This window comes from Geopsychrobacter electrodiphilus DSM 16401 (genome assembly GCF_000384395.1).
GTDB lineage: Bacteria > Desulfobacterota > Desulfuromonadia > Desulfuromonadales > Geopsychrobacteraceae > Geopsychrobacter > Geopsychrobacter electrodiphilus.
In genome coordinates, this window is the sequence record NZ_ARWE01000001.1 from 1092113 (window position 1) to 1109424 (window position 17312).

At 53.4% G+C, this 17312-nt stretch carries 14 protein-coding genes; 12 read left to right on the plus strand and 2 right to left on the minus strand.

Annotated features, from left to right (window positions below; genetic code table 11):
- Positions 1 to 2 precede the first annotated feature (2 nt).
- The 12 genes from mshL to D888_RS0105190 all read left to right on the plus strand — a co-directional run bounded on the left by mshL (position 3) and on the right by D888_RS0105190 (position 14521).
- Positions 3 to 1700 (plus strand): pilus (MSHA type) biogenesis protein MshL, encoded by a 1698-nt coding sequence (gene mshL / locus D888_RS0105135; protein ID WP_020675470.1) that lies wholly within the window; start codon positions 3 to 5, stop codon positions 1698 to 1700.
- A 27-nt stretch (positions 1701 to 1727) separates the two neighbouring features.
- Positions 1728 to 2642: an ExeA family protein gene (locus tag D888_RS0105140; RefSeq protein WP_020675471.1), complete on the plus strand. Its 915-nt coding sequence runs from the start codon at positions 1728 to 1730 to the stop codon at positions 2640 to 2642.
- Positions 2639 to 3967 carry a tetratricopeptide repeat protein gene (locus D888_RS0105145; RefSeq protein ID WP_020675472.1) on the plus strand — a complete coding sequence of 443 codons (1329 nt, stop codon included), beginning with the start codon at positions 2639 to 2641 and terminating at the stop codon, positions 3965 to 3967. Before D888_RS0105140 ends, D888_RS0105145 begins: the two co-directional genes overlap by 4 nt.
- Complete coding sequence (locus D888_RS20740) at positions 3967 to 5706, plus strand: GspE/PulE family protein (RefSeq protein WP_020675473.1); 1740 nt, start codon at positions 3967 to 3969, stop codon at positions 5704 to 5706. Before D888_RS0105145 ends, D888_RS20740 begins: the two co-directional genes overlap by 1 nt.
- Positions 5707 to 6930, plus strand: coding sequence for a type II secretion system F family protein (locus D888_RS0105155; protein WP_020675474.1), 1224 nt, complete (start codon positions 5707 to 5709; stop codon positions 6928 to 6930). It begins immediately after the preceding gene.
- Positions 6931 to 6957: 27 nt separating this feature from the next.
- Positions 6958 to 7551 carry a type II secretion system protein gene (locus D888_RS22915; protein WP_020675475.1) on the plus strand — a complete coding sequence of 198 codons (594 nt, stop codon included), beginning with the start codon at positions 6958 to 6960 and terminating at the stop codon, positions 7549 to 7551.
- 3 nt (positions 7552 to 7554) lie between these two features.
- Positions 7555 to 7995, plus strand: coding sequence for a prepilin-type N-terminal cleavage/methylation domain-containing protein (locus D888_RS24845; protein WP_020675476.1), 441 nt, complete (start codon positions 7555 to 7557; stop codon positions 7993 to 7995).
- 161 nt (positions 7996 to 8156) lie between these two features.
- Positions 8157 to 8606, plus strand: coding sequence for a pilus assembly FimT family protein (locus D888_RS0105170; RefSeq protein ID WP_033423230.1), 450 nt, complete (start codon positions 8157 to 8159; stop codon positions 8604 to 8606).
- A complete protein-coding gene (locus D888_RS0105175) occupies positions 8603 to 9061 on the plus strand; it encodes a prepilin-type N-terminal cleavage/methylation domain-containing protein (protein ID WP_020675478.1) in 459 nt (152 codons plus the stop codon). The genes D888_RS0105170 and D888_RS0105175 overlap by 4 nt, the downstream gene beginning before the upstream one ends.
- 2 nt (positions 9062 to 9063) lie before the next feature.
- Entirely contained in the window at positions 9064 to 9882 is an 819-nt protein-coding gene (locus D888_RS0105180) for a prepilin-type N-terminal cleavage/methylation domain-containing protein (protein ID WP_020675479.1), read from the plus strand.
- Positions 9879 to 10274, plus strand: a complete 396-nt coding sequence (locus tag D888_RS0105185) for a pilus assembly PilX family protein (protein WP_020675480.1) — start codon at positions 9879 to 9881, stop codon at positions 10272 to 10274. Before D888_RS0105180 ends, D888_RS0105185 begins: the two co-directional genes overlap by 4 nt.
- Before the next feature lie 5 nt (positions 10275 to 10279).
- Complete coding sequence (locus D888_RS0105190) at positions 10280 to 14521, plus strand: DUF6701 domain-containing protein (RefSeq protein ID WP_020675481.1); 4242 nt, start codon at positions 10280 to 10282, stop codon at positions 14519 to 14521.
- 83 nt (positions 14522 to 14604) lie between these two features.
- On the opposite strand, the gene scpC is transcribed toward D888_RS0105190, so the two are convergent.
- Together scpC and D888_RS0105200 are read right to left on the minus strand one after the other, a co-directional pair.
- Positions 14605 to 16194, minus strand: coding sequence for a succinyl-CoA:acetate CoA-transferase ScpC (gene scpC, locus D888_RS0105195; RefSeq protein ID WP_020675482.1), 1590 nt, complete (start codon positions 16192 to 16194; stop codon positions 14605 to 14607).
- Between the two features lie 364 nt (positions 16195 to 16558).
- Positions 16559 to 17299, minus strand: coding sequence for an outer membrane protein assembly factor BamD (locus tag D888_RS0105200; RefSeq protein ID WP_020675483.1), 741 nt, complete (start codon positions 17297 to 17299; stop codon positions 16559 to 16561).
- Between the last annotated feature and the right edge of the window lie 13 nt (positions 17300 to 17312).

Here is a 17312-nt window from a genome sequence, read left to right on the forward strand (position 1 = left end):
CAATGAAATGCTTGGGCCTCAATATTTTCTTCATCCTGTTGCTCTTACTTGTTAGTTGCGCTCCCAAGCCCAGAGGAGATGAACCGCTGAAGGCGATCGACGCAGCGCTTGTGTCACCTAAGCCTGAAGTGCTGCAGCCGGCTCTGCCGCCAGCAGATATCAGCGCTGCCTTGTTACCGCGTGCAAATGCCGCTGATACTGATCTGGAACCCCTTGCGGCGCCCCGCTTCGATATCACCGCCGATCAGGTCGATGCACGCGAGTTTTTTATGGGACTGGTCAAGGGGACCAACGTCAATATGGTTGTGCATCCTGCCGTAACGGGGAAAATCAGTATCACCTTGAAAAATACCAGCGTGGAGGAAGTGCTTCAAGTCGTTTCCCATGTTTATGGCTATCCATATGTCAAGACGGGATCAATCTATCAGGTGATGCCGCTCGGGTTGCGGGCGCAAACTTTCCCAGTCGATTATATCAATATGGTGCGTAAGGGCACATCAGAAACTCTTGTCAGTTCTGGTCAGGTCAGTCAGACGAAGTCGTCGAATGAAAAGAATGAGAGCCAGAAAAACAGTAGCTCGGCCGGCAGCAGCATAGAGACCACTTCAACCGCTAATTTTTGGCAGGAGCTTGGTGCGGCCTTGCGCGGTATTATAGGTTCAGCTGAGGGGCGCACGGTTGTGGTTCAGCCGCAGGCCAGCGCAGTGGTGGTGGTGGCGATGCCCGAAGAGCTGCAGGCGGTTGCCTCCTACTTAAAAATCATTCAGACGAATCTACAGCGCCAGGTAGTCATCGAAGCGCGCATCATCGAAGTGACCCTTGATGATGGTTTTCAGTCTGGAATCAACTGGGGGGCTCTGGCTGATGGCGGTAACTTAGCCATTGGTCAGACCGGCGGAGGGACGATTTTCAATAATGGCGCGGCTCCTTCGGCGGGTGTCTTAGGGAACCTCGGCCGTGACGGAACCCTGCCCAATGCTCTTGGGACCGCGGCCTTTGGCGGGGTTTTCAGCATGGCTCTCAGCCTCAATAATTTCAAATCATTTATAGAGCTGCTGCAGAAGCAGGGGGACGTTCAGGTTCTCTCCAGTCCGCGGGTCAGTACGGTGAATAATCAGAAAGCGGTCATCAAGGTTGGAAGCGACGAATTTTTTCTGACTGACATTACTACCAACACCACGAGCAACACGTCGACCAACAGTTCGGTTGATATTACCCTGACTCCTTTCTTCTCAGGGATAGCTCTCGATGTCACCCCGCAGATCGATGCCAAAGGAGGGGTGATCTTGCATATCCACCCGACCGTCAGCGAAGTGACTGATCAGACTAAACACATCAGTATTACCGGCGCGCAAGGTGGTGGGGATCAGAACATGTCGCTGCCTCTGGCTAAAAGTACGGTGCGCGAGACTGACAGTGTTATCCGCGCCGAGAGCGGCCAGATTGTCATGATCGGCGGTTTGATGAAGGATAATCAGGTCAAACAGGAAGCCGGTGTGCCACTGCTCAGCAGTTTACCGTTTGTGGGGGGGTTGTTTCGTCACACCAAAAGCGTGGCGCAGAAGAGTGAACTGATCATCCTGTTACGACCCCAGGTCATGATCAGTCCAGAAGATTGGAGTCGCCTGCTCGGTGAGTCTCGCAACCGGATTCAGGGCATGAGTCCTGAATTTAATCGGGAATGGATGCCGTCCCCCTGAATACTGATGAGTTGAGGTTTATGTCGGATGTATGAGCCGTTTTTCGGACTGAAAGAGCTCCCGTTCACCCTGACGCCGGATACCGGGTTTCTCTACCGGCACTCGAGGCAGCAGTGCGTGGTGAATGAACTGCTCATGGGCCTGAAGAGTGGTGAAGGCTTTCTCTCCGTAGTGGCTGAGGTCGGCTCTGGCAAAACTCTCCTCTGTCGTGAACTGCTTGAGTTGCTCCCCGTAGACTGGGTCTCTGTTTACTTGCCTAATCCGCTGTTGACCTCGGCTGAACTCTATCTGCACATCGCCCGGGAGTTGTCGATTTCCGATAAACATGGACATACTCTGACTGAAATTCAGCAGCAGATCTTCGAGCGTTTGGTCGAAATCCATGCGGCTGGCGGTCAGACGGTAATTTTACTCGATGAAGCTCAGGCCATGCCGCAGCAGACTCTTGAGGCGCTGCGCCTGTTGAGTAACCTTGAGACCGAAAAAAATAAATTACTGCAGGTGGTCTTTTTTGCCCAGCCCGAATTTGAGAAAAGGTTGACTCAGCATAACCTGCGCCAGTTGCAGCAACGGATTACCTTTACGTTTTACCTTGATCCGATCTCATTAGATGAAGTCGATGGTTATTTGACGCACCGTCTGAGCAAGGCCGGGTACAATGGGCCACGGCTTTTTTCGTCGGCTGCGATGCATAAAATCTGGCGCAGTAGCGGTGGTTGTCCACGGTTGATTAACATTCTGGCTCATAAATCGATGCTGGTCGCCTATGGCAGAGGCGAGCGTAAAATCTCAACGTCTCAGGTTCGGGCCGCAATTGCTGACACCGCTTCGATTGCCTCTGGTGGTGTTTTTGGATCGAGCCTTGTGCCTTTCGGGGTTGGGCTCTGTTCGACCCTGGCCCTGGCTCTGGTCTTCATCTTTTTGTTGCGGGGGCCGGGATGAGTCTGCTTAACCAGGTTTTACGCGATCTGCAACAGCGGCAGGCGTCGCTGTCAGACACTGGCATTGCGCCCATTGTTTATTCCGAGGCTTCGCACCGCCGTAGAATTTTCCTTTTTCTTTTTATCCTCATGGCGCTTGTTCTGGCGTTTGGTGCCACGCGCATGTATTTGTCTCATGGGCCTGCTACGCCAGTGCCCACCATCGGTCAGCCAGCCCTGCCAGTCGACAATTTGCCGCTTGGTGTGGCTGACGCATTGGTTCAACCACGGTACAACCAGTTGCAGATGATTCGGCTGTTGCAATCTTCGGATTCCTCGCGTTTGCTCCTTGAATTTGCTGCGGCTCAAAATAAAATGCCTGAAATGCTGCTGGATGGACGGGTGTTACGGATATTTATTACGGAAATCGCCGTGCGTGCGCCACAATTGCCTCGGGTTGATCCACATGGTCTGATCCGCGATATGGATTTGTCCTGGCAAGACCATGTTTGGCAACTTCAGCTTAAATTTAATACAGATGTGCGCACCCAGAAATTGGTTCTGGCCGCCGATGGACTGCATGGTGAACGTCTCGCCATCGATATTTTTCCGCTGTCGGCTCCGGTAAAGACGCCGGTTCGCGGTGCTGCTCTGACAACCGCCGTGACGCGCGCTCCTCGTCCTGTGATGCGGCCTGTCGCTGCGCCAGTCATAGTGCATGCAGCGGTACCTGAGGCGCAGGTGGTCAAAAAAAACTACGTCCAGACGCAGGCTGAACGGGCCGAAGAACTCTATCAGCATGGTCTCAGTGCTGTCCGTCAGCAAAAGTTCGAGCAAGCGAGTATTTTGTGGCAGCAGACACTGGATCTTGCTCCAGGGCACCTTCAGGCGCGCAAAAATTTAATTCGCGTCGTCCTACCGCATGATCGAGCACGTGCCGATGCCCTGTTTGCGGCAGGATTACTCCTGCATGACCCGCTGGCTCTGCGTAAATGGTACGCCCGGATACTCTTACCCATCTATGGTCCTGCAGTGGCGGTTACGGTGCTTGATGCCCCTCTTGGCCAGGGGACGAACGACCCAGTATACCGCGCCTTGCAAGCCGGGTTCTGGCTGCAAGCCGGAAACTTTGAACAGGCGCGAGAAGCCTATTTGGCCCTGTTGCGGCACAACCAGACCAACGCTCTTTATCGTTTTGGTCTGGCGGTTGCTCTGGATCAGCTGCAGCAAAATACAGCACTTCAAGCGTACCGCAGCGCCGTGAAGGGTGATTTGCCGCCCAATTTAAATACTTATGCGCTGAGCCGGATTGAAGGACTCAGTACGGGTAACGGAGCGGGCAACTGATGGCCGGACCAAAACAAAAAATCAGGATCGGTGATCTGCTGGTTGAACACGACGTCATTACGGAAGAGCAGCTCACCAAGGCCCTTGCGACCCAGAAGGAACAGGGTGGCAAGATGGGCAATGTCTTAATTGGCCTCGGATATGTAGGCGAAATGCAGTTTGTCGAATTTTTGGCCAAACAGCTCAACCTCCCCGCCGTCGATCTGAAGTTGTTCCACTATGACCCGCAAATAGTCAAACTGTTGCCCGAAACCGCCGCCCGCCGTTTTCGCGCTATGGTTCTCAAGGACGATGGGGCGCAGTTGTTGATCGGCATGGCAGACCCGACTGATCTTTACGGCTATGATGAGTTGAATAAAATCCTCAAGCGCCCGATCAGTATGGCGGTTGTGCTTGAAGAAGACCTGCTGCGCGCACTCGATACGGTCTATCGGCGCACCCAGGAAATAATCAATATTGCCGAGCAATTGAATGAGGAACTCGCGGCAGGGTCCAACAGCCTTGAACAGTTGCTGATTGAAACAGATGTTGAAGACGCCTCGGTTGTACGCTTGCTTCGCTCGCTCTTTGAAGATGCGGTACAGGTCGGGGCCTCGGATATTCACATCGAGCCGGATGAAAAGGTGCTGCGCATCCGCCAGCGGATCGACGGGGTGCTGTACGAACAGGTGATGAAGGAAAAGCGCATCGCTACGGCGCTGGTGTCACGCCTCAAGCTGGTCTGTGGACTTGATATCTCGGAAAAACGCCTTCCGCTTGACGGACGCTTTAATATCCGGGTCAAGGGCCGCAGCGTCGATGTCCGTCTGTCGACCATGCCGGTGCAGTTCGGCGAAGCGGTGGTGATGCGTCTGCTCGATCAGTCGAGCGGTATCCTGAGCCTTGAACAGATCGGCATGGGAGATCTCCTGCTGAAACGCTTCAGGCAGCATCTGCACCGCCCCCATGGTCTCCTGCTGGTGACTGGTCCGACCGGTAGCGGCAAGACCACCACCCTGTACGCCGCTCTCAATGAATTGAATATCGCCGAAAAGAAGATCATCACGGTTGAAGATCCGGTTGAATACCGGTTGCCGCGTATCAATCAGGTGCAGGTTCATACCCGTATCGGGCTCGATTTTGCGCGAGTGCTGCGTTCGGGGTTGCGTCAGGACCCTGACATCATCATGGTCGGTGAGATGCGTGATGAAGAGACCGCCGAGATCGCCCTGCGCGCAGCCATGACTGGCCACCTGGTGCTGTCGACCCTGCACACCAATGATGCGGTCAGTACGGCCCTGCGCCTGCTCGACATGGGCGCCAAGGGTTTTCTGGTCGCCAGCTCGCTGCGGGCGGTGCTGGCTCAGCGGCTGGTGCGGCGCATTTGTGACAGCTGCTGCGGTAGCGCTGTGGACGATCCTCTGCAACAGCATTGGCTCGACAGCTGTGCCCCCGGGATGCAGGTAGTCGATTTTAAAGCTGGTCGTGGTTGTGCTCTGTGCAACAACAGCGGCTATCACGGTCGCATCGGTATCTTTGAACTGCTGGAGATCGATTCGCCGTTGGCTGATGCCCTGCGGCGAGGGGCCAGCGACGAATTTGCTAATCAGGCAGTCCGGCAAAATGGCTTTGTCAGCTTGGGGACCAGTGCCCTTGCCTTGGCCAAGCAGGGAATAACCAGCCTCGAAGAGGTCATCCGCATAGCGGGCCAGGTTGAAGAGCCTTTGTTGGCAATGGCGCACCTTGGCAGCGAGGACTAGATGGCACATTATCAGTATCGCGCCAGAAATGCCGAAGGGCAATTGTTTGAAGGGCTGATCGAAGCCGCTTCGGCCGGGGTGGTCGCTGGTCAACTTCAAGCGGGCGGAATTCTGCCGCTGACAATTGATGAAGTAGCGGCGCCACTGATAAAAGGGCAAAAAAAAGGTTTCAGCCTCGGTCGCGCCCCTCGTGTTGGCCGTGATGATCTGATCCTCTTTTGTCGTCAGATGTTCACTCTGACTAAATCCGGGGTGCCGCTGGTCCGGGCTATTCGCGGTCTGGTTGAAACGGCGCGCAATCCCACCCTGGGGCAGGCGCTCGGTCAGGTGGTCGATAGCCTTGAAGCCGGCCAGGATTTAGCCGGCGCCTTCAGCGCCCATCCGCGAGTATTCCCCGGACTGTTTTGTCGTCTGGTGCAGGTCGGCGAAAATACCGGCAAACTCGATGAGGTCTTTCGGCAGCTATCGACTTTTTATGAACATGAAAAGGACACGGTCAACCGCATAAAGCAGGCTTTGCGCTACCCGACCTTCGTGCTGATTGCCATCGTCTGCGCGGTTATTTTTATCAGCCTGTTTGTGATTCCGGCCTTTCAAAAGGTGTTTGCCAGCTTCGGGGCAGAACTCCCGCTGGCCACCCGGATTCTGTTAGGGTTGTCCGGCTTTATGTTGCACTACTGGCCGTTGTTGTTGATTCTCGCAATCATGCTGGTTGCAGCACTCAAGCAGTTATTAAATACACATCAGGGGCGCTATGCATGGGATCGCTATAAACTGAAAATCCCGCTGGTGGGCGATATTATTCTGCGAGGAACCCTGGTGCGCTTTTCCCGGGCGTTCAATATGAGTTTTGGGGCTGGGGTGCCGCTGACCCAGGCGCTCAGTTTCACAGCGCGCGGGCTGGATAACCTGTTTGTTGGCGAAAAGGTCGAGTTGATCCGTAACGGCGTCGAACGCGGCGACACCCTGACGCGCAGCGCCACTCAGACCGGCTTGTTTACCCCCCTGGTGTTACAAATGCTTGCCGTTGGTGAAGAAACAGGCTCGGTGGACACCATGCTGGAGGATGTCGCCGAGTTTTATGAACGTGAGGTTGAGTACGATATTAAAAATCTGTCCAGTGCCATTGAGCCGCTCATGATCATCATCATCGGCGGGATGGTTCTGGTGCTGGCGCTTGGAGTGTTTTTGCCGATGTGGAACCTCGCGGCCGTGGTCAAATAGATTAATGTGCTTGATTTAAGAATAAAAATGAAGAACAATTCACAGGGAAATATTCTTGTTAAAAATTACAATCTTGGGTTCACTCTGTTTGAACTTGTGGTTGTCATATGTATTATCAGTACGCTTGCTGTGGTTGCCACGGGTTACTATCGCAAACTGCTGGTTCAGGTCGAGCAAACTACCGTCGAATACAATGTCGGTACCCTGCGCAGCGCTCTGGCAATGCAGTTTGCCGCTTACTATGTGGCCGGTCGTCGGGACGAGCTACCGGCGCTGATTGATAGCAACCCGATGGAGATGCTGGCCCAAAAACCGAAAAACTATCTGGGTAGTTATTTTTCTGGACAGCAGCAGAATCTGCCGGTTGGTAACTGGTATTTTGATAGCGAAAAGAAATTGTTGGTTTATTTGGTGAAAAACAGTGCCTATTTCAGCAGTCCCTTAACTGGAAAGCCGCGTATCCGCTTTAAAATTCAGCCGGTGTATGCAGATACCGTGAAAGGAGAGCAAATCAAAAATTATATTTGTGGCCTAGAATTGAAGTCGTTGGAACCTTATCGTTGGTTGCCGCCGATCGTGTTAGACAAAATTGAAAGACTTGTCCAAGTCAAAGGAGATTGAAGAATGAAGAATCAAAAAGGTTTTACCCTGATCGAACTGGTGGTTGTGATTGTAATTCTGGGGATTTTGGCTGCGGTGGCAGTGCCCAAGTTTGTTGACCTTACCGCTGATGCCAGACTTGCAAACGCGAAGGCAGTAGCGGGCACCTTAGGATCTTCTTCTGCCATTAACTACGCGGCCGCATTGGTTAAAGGAGCGGTTATAGGTACTACTACTCCTAGCAAAACTGGTAGCGGGGTTGTTGATACTTTAGCTGCCGCTTGTACTGATGCAACGGCTACCGCGCTGATGGATACTGGAGCGACATTTGCGACAGGAACAGGGAATTACACCGTTAGCGGCACAGGAACTCTTACCAATATAGGTGATAAGGCAACTTGTACTATTGTCTATAATGATGATGCTGCTGCAACTGCCGATTTTGTTGTGATCGGTGCGAAGTAGGGTTAACATTTTCTGTAGCTAATAGATCAAAAGATATTTTCTGCAACAAGAGGTGGTTCGCCTCTTGTTGCAGAAAATCTGCGGATAAATACATCGCCTAGTCACTATTTTATTGGTTCCAGCGGCACTGTTTGCCCTCCTACGATTGTGTGAATGGATTGATGACAATATTGAACGGGTCAAGGCTCAGTGGTTTTACCCTGGTCGAACTGGTCATCGTTATTGTTCTGCTCGGCATTCTTTCGGCTATTGTCGCCCCCAAATTCTTCAACCTCAATGATTACCGCAACCGCGCCGCCTACGATGAACTTGCCGATGCGCTACGTTATGCGCAGAAGCTGGCGGTGGCCAGCGGCTGTGCGGTGCAGGTCAGCACCGGCGCGAATAGTTATACACTGAAACAACCTACGCCCAATTGTACCAGCAGCACCTTTGCGCCGATCAGCAATCATCCGGTCACCAGCGGCTCATTTAGCGGCGTAACCGTCAGCGCTTCCCCCGCCAGTTTTAATTTTGACCCCATGGGGCGCTGTTCCAGCCCCGTCGCTATCAATGTCGGTGGCTTGCCGATCAGCGTAGTGGCCGAGACCGGCTATGTGGACGCGCCATGATCGGCTTAAGACGTGCGCTTAATCAGCAGGGAGTGACCCTGATTGAACTGATCGTGGTGATGGTCGTCATTTCGATCGCGCTGGTTGGTGTGATGTCGGTGATCAATTACACCACCCTGCATTCTGCCGATCCGATGCTGCGTCAACAGTCGATTGCCATCGCCGAAGCCTATATGGAAGAGATCAGCCTGAAAAGCTACACCGATCCGGGCGGCCCGGTTGAACTTGGCCGCGCCGATTTTGATGATGTGGCTGACTATAATGGTCTGACGGATAACGGTGCTCACGATCAGACGGGCGCGGCAATTATGGGGCTCGAAAGTTATACAGTGCAGGTGACCGTCGGTAGCGCCAGTTTCGGGATACCAGCCGTCGCCGGTCTCAAGATTGATGTCACGGTTACAGATCCGGCGGGGGAAACCCTGACCCTGACCGGCTATCGGACGGACTACTAAAGATGATGAGGACTGTTTTTCGGCCAATAACCGCTGAGCGTGGTTTCACTCTGATCGAATTGATCGTGGTGATCGTGATTGTCGGGATTTTGGCGGTCCTCGGTGGGCAGTTTATTGTGACGCCGGTGAATCAATATATCGATCTCGCGCGGCGCACACGATTGGTCGACCAAGGCGAAATGGTGCTTCGGCGCATGCAGCGCGATGTGCGTCAGGCCCTGCCGAACAGTCTGCGCATTGGTGGCGGAGGTAAATATCTTGAGCTGCTGCACACTTCTGATGGTGGCCGCTACCGACGCTATCTTGATCCAGTCACCGGAGGAGATCTCCTCGATTTTACCACGGCTGATGTCAGCTTTGACGTTCTGGGCGTGTTACGCGCAGCTCCGCTGTCAGGCCAACGGCTAGTCATCTATAACGTCTCCGCCAGCGGTGTGGCGGGCAATGTTTATGCGAACGCACCGGATAATATGGCGATGATCGGCACCGGCAGCACGTTAAACCACGTTATTCTTACCCCCGCCTTTAATTTTAAGCATAAATCACCTTATCAGCGTTTCTTCATTGTCGATGAGCCGCTAACCTATGCCTGTGAGGGGAATGTCTTGAATCGTTACGCCGGTTACGCGCCCACAGCCAGCCAGCCGACCCCACCAGGTGTGACTCCGGCACTCGTTACTAAGAATGTTAGCAGTTGTAATTTCAGCTATGACCCTGGTGCCAGCCAGCGCGCGGGTTTGGTCACTTTGCGGTTGTCCCTGACCGAATCGGGAGAAACCATCACCCTGTTGCATCAGATCCACGTGTTGAATGCGCCATGAAAAAATTATTGATATTCCATAATCAGCGTGGTTTCACCCTGGTTCAGGCAATCTTCATTTTGGTCGTGTTGGCCCTGCTGGGGGTGGCGATGATGCGCCTGAGCGGCATCCAGAGTTCCACCAGTGTTTTTGCCCTGCAGGGCGCCCGGGTTTACCAGGCTGCGCGCAGCGGGTTGGAATGGGGCGCGGCTCGCGCCGGTGGCGGGAATTGTGCTGCCAGTACAATATTCACTGTTGAAGGTTTTAATGTGACGGTTGGTTGCAGCAGTGCCACTTTCACAGAAGCAGCAATTACTACCACTGTTTATCAAATTAACGCGCTGGCAGAATTTGGTAACTATGGCTCCCCAAATTATATTTCGAGGCGGGTCGAGATGAAGGTAGGATTTTGAAAGCTATGCAGATTAGGCGGAATGAGATCTCCCCATATATTTCGGTAACTCTATTTGTACGCCGCCTGCTGATTCTCTCCAGCCTCAGTTTGCTGATGGTCTTGATTATTCCTTGCGAGGGTCATGCTGACCGAACGATTACCTCTGTTACTCTCGATGGCGGGAACTCGGTCACTGTCCTCCCCTCGGCAACGATCAGTGCGACTGTAAACGTGACTACTGACAATGTGGGGGTGGGGGGTAGAATTCGGAATGATTGGCTTTCGACCGCCTGGCGCATTTCAACCTCGCCGCCAGGAACAATGACTTGTGAAAATCATAACGATCATACCCGGAAAGGAAACTACAGTGAAACCTTCAATATCACTGCACCGGCTGCGTCAGGAACCTACAATATCTATTTTATTGCTTATAATAACGACAGTTGCAGTAGTGGCGACAGCGCTACCTTCAGTCGTGCTAACGCTGTTGTTGTAAATTCACCACCGAGCGTGGTTTCAATTACTCGTGCCGGCGCAGATCCGGTGGCTAGCAACACAACAGTGACCTGGACGGTGATGTTCAGTACCAGCGTCAATGGAGTGGACAGTGGTGATTTTTCTCTGGTGACAACGGGTGGTGTCAGCGGGGCCACTTTGGGTGCGGTGACTGGCAGTGGAACCACCTGGACCGTCAGCGCCAATACCGGGAACGGAGCCAGCGAAGGGACGCTGAGGTTGAACCTGGTTGATAATGATTCGATCAGGGATGTCGCTACAGCTATTCCCCTGGGAGGGACTGGTTCCGGGAATGGTAATTTTAGTGGTGAATCCTACAGGGTTATTTCGCCTCCGACCCTGGTTTCGATCCTTCGTGCCAGTTCTGACCCGACTGCAGCTAATACCACGGTTGCATGGACGGTCGTCTTCAGTGCCAGCGTCAGCGGGGTTGATACTGGTGATTTTGTTCTGGTTCCCTCTGGCGGGACCACCGGCGCCAGTCTTATCGCCGTCAGTGACGCGGGGGGCAGAACCACTTGGACAGTGACGGCCAATACTGGGCCCTCGAGTATTGGAACCCTGGGGTTGAATCTGGTGGATAATGATTCAATCCTTGAAAATCAGTTATCTCAGCCCTTAGGCGGAGTCGGGGTTGACACTTTCCCCGCCGGGCCGGTTTATACCCTGGCGCCACCCGCTGTAGTTCTAAATAAAACTGCCGGCGCTTCTGCTGCGGTGGTTGGTGAAGTCGTGACCTTTACCCTTACCGCCACCAACCCCTATGACAATCCGCTTACCGCCGTGGTCGTTACCGATACGCTTCCGACCGGCATGGGCTATGTTACTCATGTTACGACCTTGGGTACGGCGGCGGTTGCCGGGCAAGTAATCACCTGGACTATCCCTTCGTTGCCCGCTAAGGGGAGCGCGCAGTTAACACTGGCTGTGTCTTTGTTGCAGCAAGGGCCGCTGGTGAACACTGTAACCTCGCCGGGGGCTCTCCCTGCCAGTGCCACGATTCTGGTGTTGGCCAGTGCGGTGACTCACTTTCGGATGGATGAACCCGCCGGTTCCTGGAGTGGTGCGGCCGGTGAAGTTATCGATAGTGGGGGGACCGCACTGCATGGCCGTCGGTTGACCAGTACCTCGCCAACCACTACCAACGTAGTTGACCCGGTTCCGACCATCTCTTCTGAACATCCGTCGGTTATTGGTGGGTTTTGTAACGCCGCCTTCTTCGATGGCCGTGCCATTGTCGAGGTGGCCGATAGTCCGCTCTTCGATTACACCACGCAGCTGTCGGCCTCGGCCTGGATCTATCCGACGGCCTATCCACCGAGTGATTATTACTCGATACTGTCGAATGATGTTAACTACGAATTTCATATCAGTCCTACCGGCAAACTTTACTGGTGGTGGAACTCATCAACCCTGACCTCGGCAACCACGATCCCCCTGAATCAGTGGACGCATGTTGCCATCACCTTCGATTCGTCGGCCGGAGTGAGGCGCCAGCGGATCTATATCAATGGTGTTCAGGATCCCAACACCAATAATTGGCAGGGGACTCTGGCGCCTAACAACTGCAATTTTTATATTGGTGGTGATATCGCAACCGGGGCCGCTTGCAGCATTATGCCAGGGCGAAATTTTCACGGCATGATTGATGAGGTTAAACTTTACAGTTTTGAACTCAGCCCTTCAGAAGTCGTTGCCGATATGACGCTGGGACGCTCCTGTTCCGGTACTTTCGATCATGTGCAGATTGAGCACGACGGTACAGCCTCGGTATGCGCCCCGGAACGGGTAACGATTAAAGCCTGTCTGGATTCATCCTGTAACACATTGTACCCTGGCACTGTGACAGTTAAACTTAAGCCGACGGGCTGGGTCGGCGGGGAAACCTTCTCCTTTAACGGTGGGATCGCCACTCGCCAACTCAGTCAAAGTACTGCCGGCGCCGTCACGCTTGGAACTGATAGCGTTACGCCTGCTCCGGCCACTGCCAGCCGCTGCTTCAATGGGGCGAGCGAAACCTGTACCCTCAACTTTACGGCTGCATCATGTGCGTTTGATGCCGTAGAGGTCAGCGCTGATCCACAAACTCCAATTTTTACCAAACTTGCGGGCGTGCCGTTCAATATCGATGTGCTGGCGTTACTTGGTCCTACTACGATTAACACAACCTATGCCGGGACGGTGGCTGTCGATCTGGTAGATGCATCGTCATCTGCCTGTCCAGTCGGAGTTGGGCTGACCACGGCGACTAACACGACCTTTAGCGGCGGGGAAGCCGGGCGCAAGACCGTAGCTTTTAATTATCCCAATGCCGCACGGAATGTCAGGGTGCGGGCCACAGTCGGTGCATCGGCTCCAGCGTGCTCTACCGATAATTTTGCGATTCGTCCAACGGCGTTTACGTTAACCTCCAGCGATGCCACTAACACCGCAACCACTGGTATCCCCATTATCAAGGCAGGCACCCCATTCAATCTGACGGCCAGTTCGGTGGCGGGATATGATGGGACGCCCAATATTGATAGCAGCAAACTGAATGGAACTCCCAACGCCGGGGTTTTGAATGGAAGTTTCGGCACGGCACCCGCTGCGACAGGAACTGCGGCAGGTTCCGGATTCTCCTACAGTGAAGTGGGCCATTTCGGTCTGGCTCAGAATGCGGTATACGACATCAGCTTCACCGCAGTGGATCAACCGGGTGACTGTACCGCGGATTATTCCAACACAATTTCCGGCGGGAAATATGGTTGTTCCTTTGGCAGTGCCGCCGTGCCACAGATAAACGGCAGTAGCGGATTCGGACGCTTCATCCCGGCCCGATTCAATCTGAGTGTCGCTGTCCCGCCACAACTGGGGCCGACCTGCAGCAACAGCTTTACCTACCTGGGTCAGCCATTCGGCTATCTATTTGACCCGGAAATGACATTGACCGCGTTGAACAACAGCGGTTCTACGACCCTCAACTATGGTGGCAGTTACTGGAAGATGAACTCAAATCTTGGCGGACGCAGTTACACCAATAATGCGGTAACAGCGGCAACGCTTGGAATAGCAACGGCAGGAAGTGTTGCCTGGGCCGGAACTGCTGACAGCGACGGGATAGGAACTGTCAGTATCAGCGCCGAACAGTTGGTTTACGCGAAGCCGACGATGCCGGAAGCCCCCTTTGACGCAAACCTGGATCTGAACTTCACTGCCGGGGATCTGACTGATGCCGATGGCGTCTGTTTCGACCCTGAAAATGATGGCATCTGTAATGCTTATTCTATCTCCGCCATCACTGGAACCGAGCAGCGTTATGGCCGCCTGAAGCTGCAGAACGCTTACGGTTCAGAACTGCTCAATTTACCAACTCCTTTTATTGCCGAGTATTTTACCGGTGGCGGATTTTCTCTGAACACCGCAGATAATTGCACCACGCTGACCACAGCCGACCAACTGCAATTGAGCACCGATGGCGGTGCCAGCTGGGTCAACGGCGATACGGCAGTGACGCTCGGTGGGGGGACGACATCGGCCACGCTGGCGTCATTTCCACTCCTTAACGGCGATGCCGGACTCTCCTTCAGCGCCCCGAACGCCGGAAATACGGGGACTATCGAAGTCCGCTCTCTGGTTGCCCCGGCCTTTCCCTGGTTATTGTTTGACTGGACTGGTGACGGGGTTGCAGATGAAGCTAGGGCACGTGTGACCTTCGGCATATATAAGGGGAGTCCCCACTTGATTTACACCCGCGAGTCGGTTCAGTAATCCTTATTTCAGAACTGGGCAAAAAGAAGCCCCGCCGGAAAGCCGGCGGGGCTATTTTAATGCAACTGCTTAAGGAAGGTCGATTACTCGCAGAGATCAACCTTCATGTCCCAGTTTTTAATTTTCATGGTGCCGTTTTTAGCAAGGTTAAGCTGCATTTTGAAGCAGCGATCAAACAGCTGCGGCTCGTGACCAACCCCACGGGCCAGGCAGTCCTTCGCGGCGATATCAAAATATTCCTGCATGATCGGCTTGTACTCGGGATGGACGCACTTGTCAATAATCAGCTGAGCGCGATCCTTAGGTGCCAGGCCACGACAGTCGGCCAGACCCTGTTCGGTGACCAGGACGTCGAGGTCGTGCTCTGTGTGGTCGATATGCGGCGCCTTGGGGACGACGCAGGTGATGCCGCGCGGGTCGGTCTTCGACGGACGGGTCGAGGGCGCATGCATTATTTTCAGGTAACCGTTGCGCAAAAAGTCGCCGGAACCGCCGAGGCCGTTGATCATCCGGGTGCCGCCAACCAGAGTCGAGTTGGCGTGAGCGTATATATCAAACTCAACCGGGGTGTTCATGGCGATGACGCCCAGACGGCGGATCGGCTCAGGCGAATTGGAGATTGAAATCGGACGCATCAGGATTTTGTCCGCGTATTTGTCCCAGTTGTCGAAGAAGCGCGGGAAGCCGGATGATTCGGAGAGTGATAGTGAGCAGGCCGAAGCGAAGTCGAGTTTGCCTGAGTCAAAGAAGTCGAGCATGGTATCCTGCAGAACCTCGGTAAAGACAGTGAGGTTTTTGAACGGTCCCTTGGCCAGACCACCGACGACAGCGTTTGCGATGGAGCCGACGCCCGATTGAAGGGGCAGCAGGTTTTCCGGCAGACGGCCACGTTTAACTTCGTGGGCGAAGAACTCCATGATGTGACCAGCAATCGCTTCGGATGTGTCGTCCATTTCGCTGAAGGCGCGACCTTTGTCACGATGCTTGGATTCGACGATGGCGACCACCCGGCTGATATCGATCGGGACGTAGGGGGTGCCAATGCGCGTATCGGCGGCGGTGATCATGAACGGCTGACGATGGGGCGGCTTGTTCTGCATCAGGATATCGTGCAGACCTTCAAACGAAGGCTGTCCGGTGTTGACTTCAAGGATGATCTTGTCTGCGACGGTGACCAGTTCGGGCACCAGGCCGCAGGATGAGGTGAGGGCCAGGCCGCCATCTTCGGTGATCGCCGAAACTTCGATGACAGCGACGTCAATCCGGCCGTTCTCAGTGTAGAAACCGTAGCCGAGATCCTGAGCAAAGTGACCCAGGTGCTTGTCACCCATGCGGATGCGGCCTTCATTGATTCCTTTGGCAATATTCTTGCCGGTCTGGTAGGGCCAGCGACGGTCGATCATGTCGAGGGATGCCCAGCGGTCTTCGGTCTCCGCTCCAGCCGAGGCTCCGACAAAGAGATTGTATTTTGTTTTGCCCTGAAGATTGTTCTTCTCAACGTGATCGGCCAGAGCGATTGGTACCGCTTTGGGGTAGCCGGCAGGAGTAAAACCAGACCAGCCGATATTCATGCCGGGCTTGAAAAACTCAACACATTGTTCAGCCGTTTTGACCTTCTTGAGTAGTTCTTTACAACGGACGCGATCATCCAGTGTTCCGTATATGTTCGACATTCTCTCTCTCCTCCTTGTGAAAGGCTCTAATGGTACCTCATTAGGTACCTGCCGGAATTGTTAACCAAAGCTGTGGCGAAATGGCGGATTTATAATCTCTGGAGGGCTCAGTGGTGGTTTGATCCCAGACCTTAGAACCGCTTCAGTCGTTGGAAAGTGTATTAAACTTTCTCTAATAGAATGACGTTATAAGAACGACGTTTTTTATATAATGGCATATATCGCAAGTCAAGTGAAAAGAAGGAATAAGGGGAGATTTATCATTTCTGGTATTTAGGTGGTTTTAGCTGGGCTTTTTTAACAGAACAGGCCGCTAAAACTTGAATTTTAGAGGCCTGTTATTCGATCGATAAGTCGTGAGCGCTCAGTAGTCTTTTGCGAGAATTTTTTGAGCCTGGCTGATGTATTGGCTATCCGGGAACTGGTCAAACAGGGTGTTGAAGATATCCGCAGCTTCCTTTTTCCGGTGAAGCTTGAGATAGGCCGTGCCGAGATAGAAAAAGGCCTCATCGCGATAATAGTAATTGGGGAATTCTTTGAGAATGCCTTTAAGTCGGTTGATAGCGGCCTGGTAGTGGCCGGTGCGCAGGTAGAACCGGCCAATATAAACCTCACGTTCGGCCAGGCGATTGCGCGTGCGCTGCACTAAGACGCTCACCTCTTCAATCCTTTTATCCGAAGGATAGTCCTTCATAAACCGCTGGAAGGTGTGCAGTGCGTTTTCGGTGGCGGTTTGATCGCGGTCCTCGCTCAGCATCTGTTTGTAATAAGACATCCCTAAAAAATAGAGGGCATCCGGCAGGCGCTTGTCTCGAGGATGCTCTTTGACGAATGCGCTGTAGCTGGATGCGGCTTCTTCAAAGTTGTCGGACAGATATTGTGCTTCAGCTATTTTCAGTTCGGCCAGTTTATTCAGTTCTGGAGAATAATAGCTGTCCCGAACCTTCTTCCATGAGGCTACGGCATCTTCATAAAGGTGGCTATCGAAAAATCTCTCCCCCTCTTTGAAATAATAATCAGCAGAGCGTGGTGGAGGAACAATTGTCGGGTTGCAGGCCGTAAGGAGAATCAACAGGATGAGGCTAAAAAGCAGAGATCTGAACATCTTTTTATCGTGC